13 protein-coding genes are annotated in these 15,159 nt (G+C 56.4%); 6 read left to right on the top strand and 7 right to left on the bottom strand.

What is annotated here, in order from left to right; genetic code table 11:
• Positions 1-17 precede the first annotated feature (17 nt).
• The 5 genes from QZ862_RS10465 to QZ862_RS10445 form a co-directional block, all read right to left on the bottom strand.
• Positions 18-1,355 (bottom strand): telomere resolvase, encoded by a 1,338-nt coding sequence (locus QZ862_RS10465; RefSeq protein WP_296099647.1) that lies wholly within the window; start codon positions 1,353-1,355, stop codon positions 18-20.
• 87 nt (positions 1,356-1,442) lie between these two features.
• A complete protein-coding gene (locus QZ862_RS10460) occupies positions 1,443-2,585 on the bottom strand; it encodes a Xaa-Pro peptidase family protein (protein WP_296099646.1) in 1,143 nt (380 codons plus the stop codon).
• A gap of 252 nt (positions 2,586-2,837) precedes the next feature.
• Positions 2,838-4,202 carry an AcvB/VirJ family lysyl-phosphatidylglycerol hydrolase gene (locus tag QZ862_RS10455; protein ID WP_296099645.1) on the bottom strand — a complete coding sequence of 455 codons (1,365 nt, stop codon included), beginning with the start codon at positions 4,200-4,202 and terminating at the stop codon, positions 2,838-2,840.
• Complete coding sequence (gene mprF / locus QZ862_RS10450; RefSeq protein WP_296099644.1) at positions 4,199-6,799, bottom strand: bifunctional lysylphosphatidylglycerol flippase/synthetase MprF; 2,601 nt, start codon at positions 6,797-6,799, stop codon at positions 4,199-4,201. Before mprF ends, QZ862_RS10455 begins: the two co-directional genes overlap by 4 nt.
• Before the next feature lie 147 nt (positions 6,800-6,946).
• A complete protein-coding gene (locus QZ862_RS10445) occupies positions 6,947-7,984 on the bottom strand; it encodes a dipeptidase (RefSeq protein ID WP_296099890.1) in 1,038 nt (345 codons plus the stop codon).
• 109 nt (positions 7,985-8,093) lie between these two features.
• Here QZ862_RS10445 and QZ862_RS10440 point away from each other — a divergent pair, with 109 nt between their 5' ends.
• A complete protein-coding gene (locus QZ862_RS10440) occupies positions 8,094-9,665 on the top strand; it encodes a serine hydrolase domain-containing protein (RefSeq protein WP_296099642.1) in 1,572 nt (523 codons plus the stop codon).
• Here QZ862_RS10440 and QZ862_RS10435 read toward each other — a convergent pair.
• Positions 9,586-10,239 carry an MFS transporter gene (locus QZ862_RS10435; RefSeq protein WP_296099639.1) on the bottom strand — a complete coding sequence of 218 codons (654 nt, stop codon included), beginning with the start codon at positions 10,237-10,239 and terminating at the stop codon, positions 9,586-9,588. The genes QZ862_RS10440 and QZ862_RS10435 overlap by 80 nt on opposite strands.
• A 62-nt stretch (positions 10,240-10,301) precedes the next feature.
• Between QZ862_RS10435 and QZ862_RS10430 the strand changes: the two genes are divergently transcribed.
• Complete coding sequence (locus tag QZ862_RS10430) at positions 10,302-10,472, top strand: hypothetical protein (protein ID WP_296099636.1); 171 nt, start codon at positions 10,302-10,304, stop codon at positions 10,470-10,472.
• A 16-nt stretch (positions 10,473-10,488) separates the two neighbouring features.
• On the opposite strand, the gene QZ862_RS10425 is transcribed toward QZ862_RS10430, so the two are convergent.
• Positions 10,489-11,355: a D-amino-acid transaminase gene (locus tag QZ862_RS10425; RefSeq protein ID WP_296099633.1), complete on the bottom strand. Its 867-nt coding sequence runs from the start codon at positions 11,353-11,355 to the stop codon at positions 10,489-10,491.
• 545 nt (positions 11,356-11,900) lie between these two features.
• Between QZ862_RS10425 and QZ862_RS10420 the strand changes: the two genes are divergently transcribed.
• The 4 genes from QZ862_RS10420 to QZ862_RS10405 all read left to right on the top strand — a co-directional run bounded on the left by QZ862_RS10420 (position 11,901) and on the right by QZ862_RS10405 (position 15,026).
• Entirely contained in the window at positions 11,901-13,205 is a 1,305-nt protein-coding gene (locus tag QZ862_RS10420) for a UDP-glucose/GDP-mannose dehydrogenase family protein (RefSeq protein WP_296085205.1), read from the top strand.
• A 108-nt stretch (positions 13,206-13,313) separates the two neighbouring features.
• Positions 13,314-13,970 carry an SGNH/GDSL hydrolase family protein gene (locus QZ862_RS10415; protein WP_296099630.1) on the top strand — a complete coding sequence of 219 codons (657 nt, stop codon included), beginning with the start codon at positions 13,314-13,316 and terminating at the stop codon, positions 13,968-13,970.
• A gap of 157 nt (positions 13,971-14,127) precedes the next feature.
• Positions 14,128-14,616, top strand: a complete 489-nt coding sequence (gene msrB, locus QZ862_RS10410) for a peptide-methionine (R)-S-oxide reductase MsrB (RefSeq protein ID WP_296099629.1) — start codon at positions 14,128-14,130, stop codon at positions 14,614-14,616.
• 92 nt (positions 14,617-14,708) lie between these two features.
• Positions 14,709-15,026 carry a hypothetical protein gene (locus tag QZ862_RS10405; protein WP_296099628.1) on the top strand — a complete coding sequence of 106 codons (318 nt, stop codon included), beginning with the start codon at positions 14,709-14,711 and terminating at the stop codon, positions 15,024-15,026.
• The last annotated feature ends 133 nt before the right edge of the window (positions 15,027-15,159 follow it).

Genomic DNA, 15,159 nt, shown 5'->3' with positions numbered 1-15,159 from the left:
AGACGGGGCAGGTGTGCTTATCCCCCCGCCATACCAGGGATCTGATTGACGGTTATCATCTGGCGGATCGTGCGGTCCGCAACGCGCTCGGCTCGTGCTTTTGATCCCTGTTCATCTTCCGGAAACGCGTAAGTCATGTAAGAGAGCGAGGTTTCCAGATCATTGTTGTTGTGGCCGAGGATGGCAGCAAAATAGCTGTTCTTCGTCACATTGGCAGGGGCGAAGTTGCGATAGGCGATTTCGGCATAGAGGTGGCGCAGGCCATACGGCTTTGGTGGCTCTTCTTTCGGCCAGATGTCTTCGAATTTCGCGATCATCGCATCGCGCAGCGGTAGCCGGGCATCACTCGAGAAGTCGTCGATCGTCATGCCGAACCATAGCTTTCCCTCGCTGCTGTTTCTCAGACGGTGATACGCATCGAGAACGATCTTCGATTGCTCCAGCACCGGGATCTCATAGGTAACGCCGAATTTGGTTCCTTCGCCCTGCTTGGTCTTCGCCTGGCCGTTGAACAAAACGCTCCATTTGGAAACGCCATTTCCATAGGGTGCAGGCATCAACTGGGCCTGGGTAAAGACTTCGAACGGACGTCGCCCGGTGGTGCCGATCAGGCCGATGCCGATCGTCAACGCATCCTCGGAATGTAGATAGCGTCTGCAGCGTCTCATCACTTCGGAATAGTGTTCGAAGGTTATGAGCGAGCCGTGCTTCGTGGCGATCTTGGCCATCTTGGCTTTGCGGGCTTCATCGTAAAGCTGAGGCGATCCGGCTGCGATGCGCAGCATGGGATGCTGCTCACCGAATGCCTCACGGATGGCGTTACGATATTTCGTGATGTAGGAAATTACCGTTGCCTGCGTTCGGTCGGCCATGGCATCCATTTCCCGGTCCCATAGCGCCTGCATCTCTTCCTTGCTGCTGACGCCGTTGATGGCGGAGATGAAGTCAGAAACCCGCAGCAGGAAACGAGGTTTGCGCCCAGCGGTATTGTGCTCGGCCCGCTCGATTTTCTCAACGATGGACATCGCCACGCCGCTTTGCGGATAATCGCCACGCTGGATAAACGTATCGAGACGCTCGCGCAGTTTCTTCATGTTGCAAATAGCAAGCGGCGTCGTCTTCGGTCCGAAAGCGTCTTTCAACGCATAGCGATATTTGACGATGTAAAGCTCGAGCGTCTTGGCCGTTCTACCATTCTCGAAATGAAATCGAACCTCGTCGTCCCAAAGCCGGCCGATCTTCTTGGTATCGAAGCTGCCATCGTCATTTCGCGTCGTTTTAATCTTCTCGACGAACTCCGCGATGCGGTCGACAAGGATTGGCGTTTTCGTTTTTCTTTTTTCGGTGGCGGGCATACGATTCTCTCCCCTAATCTGTCTGGGATAGAAAATATATAAATTTGAAGCAAGCTATGAAATATGATGATCGATAACAATCCGTGCTCACGAAAACGGCTCGGCTGGTGATTTTGCGGGCTGCGTAAACCAGCGCGGGCCGCTCGCGGCCATGTAAATATGGTCCTCCAGGCGGATGCCGAACCTCTGCGGGTAGACGAGCATGGGCTCGTTTGAAAAGCACATGCCCTCTTCCAAGACCTGCATATTTCCACGCACGATATAGGGTGCCTCGTGGATTTCCAGGCCCAAGCCGTGTCCTGCGCGGTGTGGTAGTCCGGGAAGGGCGTAGTCGGGTCCAAGGCCGTGTCTCGAAAGGACTGCCCGTGCCGCATGATCGAGGGTTTCGCAAGCGCTACCGAGCTGAGCGGCGTCGAAAACCGCCTGCTGTGCCTCTCGCTCGATTGCCCAGGCATGGGCGAAATCGGCATCCGCATCGTCCAGAACATAAGTGCGGGTCAGATCGGAATGGTATCCATCGATCCGCGTTCCGGTATCGACCAGAATGGCGTCACCCGCCTGAAGAATCTGCTCGCCGTCAGCGCCATGGGGTAGCGATGTGGCCTGTCCGAATGACACGATGCAGAAAGAAGAGCCGCCTTCGCCGCCAAGCGCGCGGTGCTGCTCATCGATGAAGCGCACTATATCGGATGCCCGCACGCCGGGCCTCATCATGGCATGAGCGCGCTTTTGCACCTCCAGCGTCAGGTTCATCGCGTGATCAATTATGGCGATCTCGGCCGCAGATTTCTTCAATCGAAGGCTGCGGATAACGGGCGCGCCATCGACAAGGCGCTGTTGTCCGACTTGGGCGGCGAGGCTGTGATAGATGAAAAGCGGTAGAGCGTCGTCCAGCGCGATAACGCCGGACGAACCAGCAAGTCTTGCGACCAGTGCTGCCGGGCTGTCTTCCTCCTGCCAGATATGAATATCTCCCTCAATATGAGGCAGGGTATCGACACGGCTCTTTTCGAAACCGGGAACGATGTAGTGCAATGCATCCGAAGTGATTACTGCGCCCAGCAGTCGCTCGCTTTGATGCCAAACCAGACCGGTGAAATAGCGCAGGCTTTCCGTCGAGCCGAGAAGGACTGCGCTGAGATGCTGCTCCTGCATTTTTTCTCGCAGGCGCTGGAGCCGTTCCTGGCGTTCGGCATTCGAAATGGCGGCGGGCTTATTGGCAATCTGCATTGTTACACACTTCGGTTGCTTTGCCTGAATGCGCGTCACCATCAATGAGACAGCGCATACGCCTCAGGTCATTGTCACGTCCATGCGTTTTGCAAACAACTCATCTGCTTGGTGCGGCATGGCTTCGAGCGTCTTTTGGATCTACGCACCCTGAGTTCCCGAAAATCGATTTCGAATCTCGGGCTGGAGCTATCTCAAGCAATACAAAGGCTGCACACTGTATTCAACATGTCGACAGCAATTGCGCGCGCGTTATTTTTGCAGCCGCTGTTTCAGTGAAGCAACGATCTTGCGGGTCAGAGCTTCGTAATCCTCGTCGAAGTGGTGGCCGCCTTCTATGCCGATCAGTTCGATCCCCTTGTCCTTCAGAGCAGGGCAGGCGCTTTCGTCATCTTCCGTGCCGTAGACGCACTGAACAATCTTGGGGTTGATCTTTGCAATATCGTTGACGGGATCTTCGGCGCCATCGGACGACACGCCAAGCCATCCGCCAACGGAAATCTCATAGGAGACTTCGTGGGAGAGCGACAGGAGGCTCATCTGCACCACGCGAGACTTCTCCTTCTCGGGCAATTGATTGTAGGTGGCGGGCAGGATGTCCGCGCCGAAGGAGTAGCCGATCAAAATGACGTTGTTGACTTTCCACTCTTTCCGATAGGTATCAATAATTCGCGCAAGGTCGTCGGCGACGTCTTGAGGCTTCTTCTGTGACCAGAAGTAGCGAAGCGAGTCGACGCCGACCACGGGTATGCCGTCTTGCTGAAGAAAGTCACCGACGTCCTTGTCGATATCGCGCCAGCCGCCATCGCCGGAATAAACTATCGCCATCGTATCCAGAGAGGGCTTGGCTTCGAGAATGGTGAGTGGCAGTCCAAGTGGGCTGTCTGAGTTTCCGGCTGCGTCTACGCGGTCCTGCAGCGTCCGCACGAGAGCGGTCGTGGCATCGTCCTTCACGTCCTTGACGTCGATGTCCTCGTGATCCTTCACGAGGCTGTCGACATGCGCACGGCCCTTTTGATCGGCACTGGGCGTGAAAAGCACGCTGACGGGCGCCGGAAGCGGACCATCCGTCAGCCCATAGATCGTGCGCTCGCCGTCCTTATCCTTGGTGGCAGGGGTGCAAAGGATCTTTTTCAGCGGAATGCTGGCCACTGGGTCGACGGCCACGCCCTCGCCAATGGTTGCGGCCGGGCTCTGTGCGATCATCGCCAGCACCAGCGCGCCGCCATCACCTGCGCCTGCCAGAATGGGAAGGCTGTAGTTCGATACGCCCGCCTTGCGCTGGATTTCCTGCGCCAGTTGCTCGATGTCGGAGATCATATAGACGCAATCGTCTTCATCTGCCTCGAGCGATTTGATATATTCCGGGAAATCGATGCCGACGACGGCCGCACCTTTTTCGAGAAGGGCGTCTGCCTCCTTCTGCGTGTTCTCATCCCAGCCATTCGCGCCCGACACCAGAAAGATGGTGGAGGTGATGTCGCCATCGGGCAGCAGAATATGATCGGACGGGATCATGCCCGTCTCATATTTTTGAGCGTCCTGCGCCGGCGCCTGAGTGGGCAGTAGAACTGCCGCTGTGAGCAATGCGCCTGTGAGGCGTTTCAAAAATCTCATTTACCGATCACTCCTCTCACGCCACCGCTGATGAGAACCGTTGCGTCCATCAATGCCAGAGCGGCGCTGGTGCCGTTCGAGACGGCAACATATCGTGGCTCCCATTTGGGATGAAATTTAGACTTGAAGGCGCGCAATCCCTTGAAGTTGTAAAAGCGTTCGCCGTGCTCGAACAGAGTGCCGCCGATGCGATCCCAGACGGGAGCCGCGTCGCGCTTGGACATGCCGGATAGCGGCGCCATGCCCAGATTGAAATGGGAGTAACCCTGCTCGCGCATATGTTCGATGATGCTGACAAAAAGGAAATCCATGGAGCCGCGCGGGGCATCGGGCGCAAAGCGCATCAGATCGACCGTCACCTCGCTTTTGGTGTCGGTCATCAGAATATTGGCGAAAGCGGTGATCTTGCCGTCCTTGTGCAGCACCGCGACAGGTTGTGAAAGTACATAGTCGCGTTCGAACGATCCGAGCGAGAAGGTCTTTTCGCGGGTATTGTGATGCTCCAGCCAGGAGTCGGAAACATGCTTCAGTTCGTCGTAGATCGCCGGGACGTCGGGCGTATCGACAACGGAGAAGCTGAGCCCATCACGGGCACCACGGCTAAGAGACTGGCGAAGATTGGCAAGCTTGCCGCCTTTCAGTTCAAAGCGCTTGAGGTCGATCATGGCGAGCTCACCGAGCTTGAAGGCACGCAGGCCCGCATCGGTGCAATAGGGTAGCGAAACGGACGAGATCTGATAAAAGACCGCCCGGCCGCCGCTGGCTCGCACGGTTTCGACGAATTGCCAGATCAGATCGGAAAACTCGCTTTCATCACCGACAGGATCGGCGAGCGCGATCCAGGATCGGCCCCGAATGCCATACATGATGAAGGCATTGCCCTTTTCCGAGAACATGATGTGCTTGTCGCCCATGCGCACGAGATTGGCGTCCGCCACATCCTGTTTGGCAACGATTGCCGTGGCTTTCTCGATATCCTCTGGCTTGATCTCCTCGGGCCGATAGGTCACGGGGCGCAACAGGCTGAAGATGGCGATGGTGGAGGATGCAAGGACCAGGCCTAGAACGGCGCGCAGTCCGCGGGGTGCCTCTTCGGAAAACTCGAATTGCCACCACAATGTCTGGCTGTAATCCGTGTCTCGATAGACGAACAGCAGAATGGTTGCGGCACCGGCGACGATCACCGCCATCGCCGCAATCCATGTGGGTCCGAGCGCCTGGCGCAGAAGCGAGGCGTGGCGGGTAAAGGCGCGCATGTTGAAGACCAGCGCGACGATGAAAATGCCAAGGAAGATCGCTTCGAAAATGGCAATCGCCTTGATCAGCGAAAGGAACAGGCCGCCCGCCGCGGCCACAAGTGCCACCCACCACGCGCCGTCCAGCCGCTGGCTCAAGCCGCGTGATGCAACGACGAGACCAAGACCCAGAATGCTGGAGAGAAAGTGCGCGGCTTCGATAATGGGAAGCGGCACGAAGTTGGACAGGAAATCCAGGTTGCTGTTCGGTGTCGGCGTCACAGAGGAGAAGATCAGCATCGCACCGAGGATCAGGGCGAAGGCCGAAAGAAGCGATGGCGCCAGGCGTCCGGCCAGATTGCCGATATCGGCCATCACCGGCTTTGCGGCGAACTGCTTCATCTCGGTGACCAGCATCAGGATGATGGCGAAGAGCAGCGGCAGCACATGATAGATCATGCGATATAGGACGAGGCCACCCAGCAACTGATCAAGGCTGATGGCGTTGCCAAGACCCGCGACCATCACCGCCTCGAAAACGCCGAGACCTGCCGGCACGTGGCTGAGGACGCCGAGACCTACGGCGGTGGCGTAGATGGCAAAGAAGCTTGGCCAGCCGACATTGGTTTCGGGAAGCAGCACATAGAGCACGGACGCCGACGCTGCGATATCGAGAGCCGAGACAAGAAACTGGCGCGATGATGTGCGGCTGTCGGGAAGGCGAAGCTTGAGTTGTCTGATCTGAACGACGCGACCGTTGCGACTGACATAGATCAGCGTCGCCAGAACGAGGATGACGATGACTGCTGCACCGCGAAGCCAGATTGCGTCCACGCCCATGATGCTGGCGACGCGCGGCGCAACGATCAAGGTTGCAAGCGCGCTCACGGACAGAAGTCCGAGGCCGAAGGACAGGGTGACGAAGGCAATCACGCGTGCGATATCGCTTGGCGTCAATCCCATGCGCGCGTAGGCGCGAAAGCGGATCGCGCCACCACTCAAGGGACCGAAACCAGCGGTATTGCCGACGGCGTACGCGATGAAGGCTGTGGCGATCACCGAAGGTTTTTTCAAACGCTTGCCGATAAATTCTATCGCGTTCAGATCATAGCAGATCAGCGCGGCAAAGCTCAGCGCGGTGAACAGAACGGCCAGAAACGCCGACTTCCAGCTCGTGTCGAGTAGGGCGATGACGATGTCATCATAGCGCACCTCGGATGTCAGGCGGTATATCGTTACCGTCATCATGACGAAGACAGCGATGACGGCGAGCGACGTCAGATGGGGTTTGTAGCGTTCGAAAAAACCGGAAAGGCCGGCTTCAGCCTCTTCAATCGCCGTAACGTCGTTCTTCTCAGTCATTTACTATTCCACGTGAGCGGGGCTTTGTGTGCCAAACACAGGATTATGACAGTAATTCGTTGTGGTTTCACAATTACGAAGATTCGTAATACTCTTGAGATTATCTACAGTATGATCATTGGCTAAAATTGGCGCTAGAACACTCGTTCAAGCACCCCAGCTTTGCTCCAATACCCTTAGCCAGTTTCCGTGGCCGATTTTTTCGAGCGATGGCTGGTCGTAGCCTGCCTTACGCAACTCATCGATGAGCAGCTGTAGATCCGACGCGTCGCGCATGGCGGCTGGAATGGTGGTTCCGTCGAAATCGGAGCCCAGCGCCACATGATCGATGCCGATCCGCTCGACGATATAGTCTACATGACGGACCAGTTCGCGAATGTCGGTATCCGGATTCTTGATGCCATCCTGACGTAGGAAGAGCACGCCGAAATTGATCCCTACCAGACCCCCGGTATCACGAATGGCGTCGAGCTGGCGGTCGGTCAGGTTGCGGCTGTGGTTACACAGCGCGTGGGCATTCGAGTGGGAGGCGACCAGCGGCGCATCGGACAATTTGGCAATGTCCCAAAATCCCTGCTCATTCATGTGGGACAGATCGATCATCACCTTGAGTTCGTTACAGGTCTTGACGAGACGTCGTCCCGCTTCCGTCAGCCCTGGGCCGATATCCGGGGAGGATGGGAAGCGGAAGGGAACGCCATAGGCGAAGATGTTTGGTCTGCTCCAGACGGGACCGAGCGTGCGCAGGCCAGCCTGGTGAAGAACATAAAGCGCCTCCAGGTCGGCATCGAACGCTTCGACACCTTCGATATGGAAGACGGAGGCGAAGGTATCGTGTCCAATCGCGCCCCGAATATCGGCAGCGCTACGGCACACTTTCAAGCCGCCTTTCGACTGCGCCTCGACGCGAAACAGCAGGCCAGCCATCGCGAGTGTCGTGGCAAGTGCCGTCTGCTGAGTCGGCGCCAGTAAATCGCCATTGGCATCCGTCCCGCGGGGCGAGGGAATGTAGATGGCGCAAAGTCCGCCGGCCAATCCGCCTTTTTTGGCCTTGGGAAGATCGATATGTCCCATACTGTCGCCTTCGATGAAGCGCGCTTCCGGATTTTGATAACCGGAGAGTTTCAATCGAAGCAGAACGTCATTATGCCCATCGAAGACAGGCAGGACGGTTTGGTCGGTCATGGGATCGCTTTCAACTGATGTCATCGTGTCCTGCTCTATCTCTGAGGACGGGGCAAAAGCAATGCAAGAATGGTGTTCGTTACACGGCACCAGGAAGAGGGTAAAAGCGATGCCAACGACAACAGGCAGAATTGCAGGCGCGACAAACTTAACGGGCAGCGACGAGATGGACTGGAGTGCCGCTTCAAAAATCGCTGCGGATTTCGTTTCTCGCTGGGGCAGGGACGAGCCGGGAGGATGCATTGTCGGTTTCGATCTTTCAGGCATTCGTTTCGCCCATTCGGGTGGGCTTGAAAGTCTCGCGACGTTCGCCCCTTTTTCACCTGAGACGGTCGTGCGCTACGCTTCGCTGACCAAACATGTCTTCTGTGCCATGGTGCTTTCCCATGCAGACGTGATCGGCCTTGACGATCCTCTCGGGAAACATATGGAGGAGCTTCAACCTCCGCTGCGCGACGTGACGGTTGGGCAGGCGCTCGATATGAGCGCAGGCTTGCCGGACGTGCGCGAATGTCTCTCCTTGCTTGGCCTGTCTGTTTACAACGCAACCGACGCGAGATCGCTTCTGGCTTATGTGGCGCGCCAGAGGCGATTGAATTTTTTAGCGGGCAGCGAGGTCTCCTATTCGAACACGGGATACAGGCTGGTCGAAGAAGCATTGGCGCGCAAGGGTTTGCATTTTGACGATTTCGTCCGAGATCGTATCGCGGCACCCTTGGACGTTTCGCTCGTCGCACCCGAAGTATGGAACGATCCCGTGCGCGGCCTTGCGCCGGGATACTGGAAATCAAAAGCAGGTTGGCAGCTTTCCGCCGCCGGCCTTCATCTCTCCGCCTCCGGCAGTCTCGCCGGAAATGCCAGGTCTCTGGTCACATGGCTGCGTTGCCTGTTGAAGGGCGAGCATGGGTTCGCCGACGTACTCGGTCAACTCTCTGCTTTCCGCCTGCTTGGCGATGGCAGGTTCAGCGAATACGGCCTTGGCCTGCGCTGGACGCATCTCGGCAACCGCCGCTTCGTCGGCCATGGCGGATCGCATCCCGGATACAAGAGTTATTTTCTGCTCGATCCTCAGAATGGTACCGGCTGTGTCGTGCTCTCCAATCGTGAAGACACCAACGGTTTCAAGATTGCACTCGAAAGCATGGCGGCGCTGACGGGATTGCCGCTGCCAAAGCCCGCGACGTATTTGCCGGACGGCCTCTACGTCACTCAGTCCGGGCCTTGGTGGCTGGAGATCAAAGGCAGCACCTGCATTTTTCTCGATGCGGAAGAAACGCTCTATGACGATGGTGATGGATGGGTCTCGTCCCGCTCAGCGTCATCGCCAATTCGTCTTCGATCTGATGACGCGTCACTCGTGGGAGAGGTCGGCCATGCGACCCGACGGTTCCTGCCCATCGCGCCCGATGAAAAGGATCAGGCAAAGCTCGATGGACGCTGGCGCTCAGACGAAGGCGCGGAATTTGAGATTGTCGCAGGTACGCTCCTTATGGGCATCGGCCCGCTTCGCCAAAGGATGAAACTGACCACCCTTGGAAACGGGCGCTATCTGTTCACTCTTAACGATGGTCCCTGGACGAAGCGCGTCTGCCTCCACATGCTCAGTGACGACCATGTGGAGCTTGTGACCAGCCGCGCGCGAATGATAGAGTATCGGCGGGCGACTGGACCGGTCCGCTAGCTTTCAACGGACGTGCGGCTATCTCCGAAGATTGTGAAGCCAAGGCCAGGATCATCGCAGACATCGCACCGTAAAGAGTGACCCTGCCGATGCCATGCGCTAGCGCCTCTTGCGCCAGCGCGACGGACACGCCGTGGTTTTCGGTGATGGCTAGGTTTCCTGCCGATATCAAATCCGAAATGATCCCCAGCATGGCGTCCGAGGGTGCCTTGGGAAGTGCCTCCAGGACGTAGCCGGAGACGCTGCTCGACAAGATCAGGCCCATCAGCGCAACGTTGATGGATAGCGAGATCATTCGGGCGCTCATATCCATGCCCGAGGCCATCCCGCTGCGTTTCGGTGGCACTGCTGTTGTTGCCGTGTTGGTGACGGGCGTATTGGTGAGACCCAGCCCGATGCCGGCCAAGGCGCAATCAAGCAGCAAAATCACCCAACTTGCATACTCGCTGCTGATCACCAACACCAAGAGCATGAACCCCACACTGATGATGAGGAGGCCGAGCGGTATCACAAACTTCGGCCCCCGGTGAAGCAGTAGCCTTTCGGCAAGCGGCGGAGGCACGTCCGCCGTCACCGCGGCGCTCTCCGCTGGCCTTGCGGTGGTGGCATTCCCCCTGCCGGTTGGCAACGCCCGAAATGATCGAGATAGGCCAAGCGCTCGGTCTGCCGCCCAATCCCTCGCTATCGATCATGCTGCACTCCTCGCTCACCGACGCCAAAGCGCGCGAGACATTGCGTGCAATCACGGCGGCCTTCAGTGAGCATCGCAAATCGAGCAACGCACGCATCAGCTGTGTGAGCGCTTGATCTTTTGAAGAATAGGCTAGTTCGCGACGGGAATGCCCGCAGCAAGCTGCTCATGGATATAGATTTCGAGCAGTTTGCCGCTAACCGGGCCCGTTTCGCCCGTGCCGATTTTCTCGCCATCAAGCCGAACCACCGGAGTTACAAAGCTGGTCGCGGAGGTCACAAACGCTTCCGAAGCGGATTTGGCCTCTTGCGGCGTAAAGGCACGCTCTTCTACGACGAGTTCGGCCTCTCTGGCCAGATGGAGGATTGAGCCGCGTGTGATCCCATGCAGCAGCGCGTTCGACAAGTCACGCGTGACCAAAACGCCTTCCTGCGTGACGATGTGAAAATTTGCGGAGCTCGCCTCGGTTATGTGGCCGTTTTCGACGAAGAGCACGTCGTCATAGCCTTCCCGGTTGGCTTCTGTCTTGCGAAGCGACGAATAGAGAAGCTGCACGGTCTTGATCTGCCTGTCGGACCATCGGCCCTCAGCCACGGTCTTGACGGAAAGTCCCGTCTTCCATTTCGGATTGTCCAGCACCTTCTTTTTCTGGGTGAACATGACAAAGGTCGGCTCCATCGTTTCGGGGAAGACGAAGTCGCGATCCTGGACGCCTCGGGAAATTTGCAGGTAGATGAGCCCATCTTCGACGCCGTTGCGTCGTGCGATCTGTTTGTGCAGTTCCAGCAAGACCTCTTCTGCAACCGGCATGGCGATACCAAGCGCACCAAGCGAACGCTTCAGTCGCGCTACGTGGCCCGGATAATCGACAAGCTTGCCTTGAATGACCGCCGTCACTTCGTAAATGGCATCCGCGAAGAGGAAGCCGCGATCAAAGATCGACACTTTCGCCTCACCTTCCGCAACCCATGCGCCATTCAAGTAAACCGTTCTATCCATGATTCCGCCTCTGTATGCCTACCAGCTTTCCAATTCTGTCTGGCACTGCGGAGGGCAGGATGCAAGCCTGGCAAAGACGTCGGACTGGTTGCTGGAGACTGGCGCACGACATAACGTCGCTGACACAATTATGTATTTTCGTTCTAGAGTTGATCTTCGTCTATTGGCAGCGGTGCACCGCACTAGTCGCCGAGACGACCGTTTATCCCGGAATCGCGCGCAACACATCATTTGACCGCCGCTCCAAGCCGAATTGGACTGATGTGAATACTTGATTTGAACCTAAGATGCCCAGTGCTGCAAGCATACTACTCGTTGATCGTGAGAAGGCCGCAACTTTACTTTTGCAAGTCGATCACGCTAAAATTCGTCTATGTAATCATCGCAACTTCGGATTGGCGTTACATTTGGTTTCTCTAAAAAACAGCAAGCATAATACCATGCCAATAACTCACAGCGAGATGTATATTGTGCGTTGCAATAAACAAGAAATAAGATATTGAATTTCAATTAACTGGATTTACTCGCCGATATGAGGGGATAATATGCGCATAGTAATGGTTGGATCGGGTTATGTGGGCCTTGTTTCTGGCGCTTGCTTTGCAGATTTCGGACATGACGTCATCTGTGTCGATAAGGCGGCGGAAAAGATCGAAGCTCTGAACAACGGCGCCATTCCAATCTTTGAGCCGGGTCTCGATGCGCTGGTTGCCACGAATGTGGAGGCAGGCCGCCTCTCCTTTACTACTGAGCTCGACTCTGCCGTTGCCGATGCGGATGTCGTCTTCATCGCCGTCGGTACGCCGTCACGTCGCGGTGATGGTCACGCCGACCTCGGTTATGTCTATGCAGCAGCCCGCGAGATCGCTCTGTCGATTAAAGGCTTCACGGTAATCGTGACCAAGTCGACCGTTCCTGTGGGTACGGGTGACGAGGTCGAGCGCATCGTTCGCGAGGCAAACCCAAGCGCAGATTTCGCTGTGGTGTCCAATCCTGAATTCCTTCGCGAAGGTGCCGCAATCGACGACTTCAAGCGTCCCGATCGTATCGTCGTTGGCCATTCCGATGAGCGCGCCAAGGCGGTCATGACCGAAGTTTACCGTCCGCTTTACCTCAACCAGTCTCCGTTGCTGTTCACTTCGCGTCGTACGTCCGAATTGATCAAGTATGCAGCGAACGGTTTCCTTGCGATGAAAATCACCTTCATCAACGAAATCGCCGATCTATGTGAAAAGGTGGGCGCCGATGTTCAGGATGTGTCGCGCGGTATTGGACTGGATGGTCGTATCGGCTCGAAGTTCCTCCACGCCGGTCCCGGTTACGGCGGCTCCTGCTTCCCCAAGGACACTCTGGCACTGGCGAAGACCGCTCAGGACTATGAAGCGCCCGTGCGACTGATCGAAACAACGATTGCGATCAACGACAACCGAAAGCGCGCCATGGGCCGCAAGGTTATTGCAGCCGTCGGTGGCGATGTGCGGGGCAAGAAGGTTGCGGTACTCGGTCTTACCTTCAAGCCAAACACCGACGACATGCGTGACAGCCCGGCAATTGCTGTTGTCCAGACCTTGAAGGATGCTGGCGCTATCGTTTCTGGCTACGATCCCGAGGGCATGGAAAATGCCAAGCCTATGCTAGATATCGAATTTGCCCAGGGCCCGTACCAGGCGGCTGAAGGCGCAGATGTCGTCGTTCTGGTAACGGAATGGAACCAGTTCCGCGCATTGGATCTCGACCGCTTGAAGTCGCTGATGAAGAGCCCGGTTTTGGTCGATCTGCGCAATGTCTACCGTGCAGCCGAAGTTGAGGCGCACGGCTTTACCTATTCCGGCGTCGGCAAGGGCGCGTAATCACGACAAAGCAGGGGGTGGAGAGCCCATCCCCTGTATTTCGACATATCGATGCCCGATGGAATTTTGCTCCAACGCCCATGATGGGCTGAAAGAACAATCTCCAAAATGAAGCGTCTGTACCAGTCATTCTTGGTTTTGTTTGGAAGTGTTACGATAGCGGCGACGGCGCAGAATTTCGACAGCCAAAAACACCCCTTAAAGATTGTCGCATTTGGCACCTCCCTAACAGCGCGAGGCGGCTGGCAAGGTCCTCTGGCTGAAAAGCTTTCCGCCTGTCTCGGCTGGTCTGCTACGGTCGAAATGGTTGCCAAAAGTGGTGCGCCATCGTCCTGGGGACTTGAGCATACCTCAGAGGTGATCCGTCTGAAGCCGGACGTGGTTCTTGTCGAATTTTACGCCAACGATGCTGCTCTCAATCGCTTCACCTCCGTTTCAACGAGCGGCGATACGATCGGCGCCATTTTCTCTTCACTTCGGCGCGGTCTGCCAGATGCGAGGATCATCATGCAGATCATGAACCCTGTATCGGGAATGGCCGGAATGGCCCGTCCCTATTTCAGCCTCTACATCGACGCCCATATCCGGCAGGCGAAGGCAAATGGTGTCGAGATCATAGATCATCGAAGCCGATGGATGTCGCTGTCTCAGAATGAGCTGGCGAAAGCGATACCGGACGGCCTTCATCCCACACCCAAAGCCGCGACGTCCATCATGGTCGGGCCGCTCGCTGAGAAAATTGGCGGAGTAAACTGCTCGTCATAAGATGTCGTGCTGGCAAGACTTGAGCTGACTTGCTTGGGACAGTCTGCAAAAACAAGAAGGAAGCGTGTCACCACATTATCTCCGTTGTCCCTAAATTCTTTGTTGTTACATAAAATGATGATAGAGATTGACGTAATTGGTGCGTAACAGGTGGAAGATGACGACCAGACGCAAGTTGCTTCTTGGCATTTCAGGTTTCGTCTCTGCCGGCATAGTCCTGCGCAGCACGAGCCCGGCCATTGCAGCAGCGGATCGTTTAAAGCTTTCCGAAGAGGCGTGGCGGCAACGTCTCGATCCGGATGTTTTTGATGTAATGCGCAACAAGGCCACGGAAAGTCCCGGGTCGAGTGCTCTCCTTTCGGAGGTCGGCAACGGCGTATTCGCCTGCGCTGCATGCGACGCGCCATTATTTCCATCTCACCGTAAATTCGACGCAGGGTCTGGTTGGCCAACGTTCCTCGCTGCTGTTCCGGGTGCGGTGACAGAAGCAAGCATTGGTTCCCAACGGGAAGTAAGCTGCTCTCGCTGCGACGGTCATCTGGGTTATGTCTTCAGTGATGGACCCAAGCCAGCCGGTCTTCGTTACTGCATCAACGGTATTGCAATGAGGTTTTCTGCAGGAGTCAGAATGTCGTCCGAGGTATGACGGCCTTCATGACTTTACGCTGGAATTGTTATATCGCTTTTTCAATTACGTTATTCCCCTCGTGCTCATCTGGCCTTTAAGGATAGTTCGCAATGAAGATTCAACTTCGCAAGCTGCTGGTCGCTTTCGCTTTCACCAGTCTGGCAGGCACAGTCGTGGCGTCGGCCGCCGATCTGGTGACCTCGCACCCCCATTACCGCGAATTGCCGCGTAAATCTTCTGCTTATCACCCGGCACCCCGTACGGCCTATTATGTTCGGGAGTGTTCGGTTCTCGTCGTCAGCGGACGCGATGGCAGCCGGTATACCGATATCTGCCATCCCGTGGTCAATATGTCGCCATTGTCTCCGGTCGTACCCGGTTCCGGACACTATGAAGGCGGAACTATCGTTTCGTTTCGTGCGCAGTAGAGCACGGCTTCAAATCTCTCGCTAGCTTTTCTGCTGCAAGACCACGCAGCGCGCTCCACCACGAGCCGTTCTGATCAAGCTCCTGTTTTCGAAGGCTTCTGCCATGACCGATATACTGAAGAAGCGCGTACGT

Source organism: uncultured Agrobacterium sp. (assembly GCA_913777615.1).
Lineage (GTDB): Bacteria > Pseudomonadota > Alphaproteobacteria > Rhizobiales > Rhizobiaceae > Agrobacterium.
The sequence above is the reverse complement of the archived record's forward strand: the minus strand, read 5'-3'. Positions and strand labels throughout refer to the sequence as shown.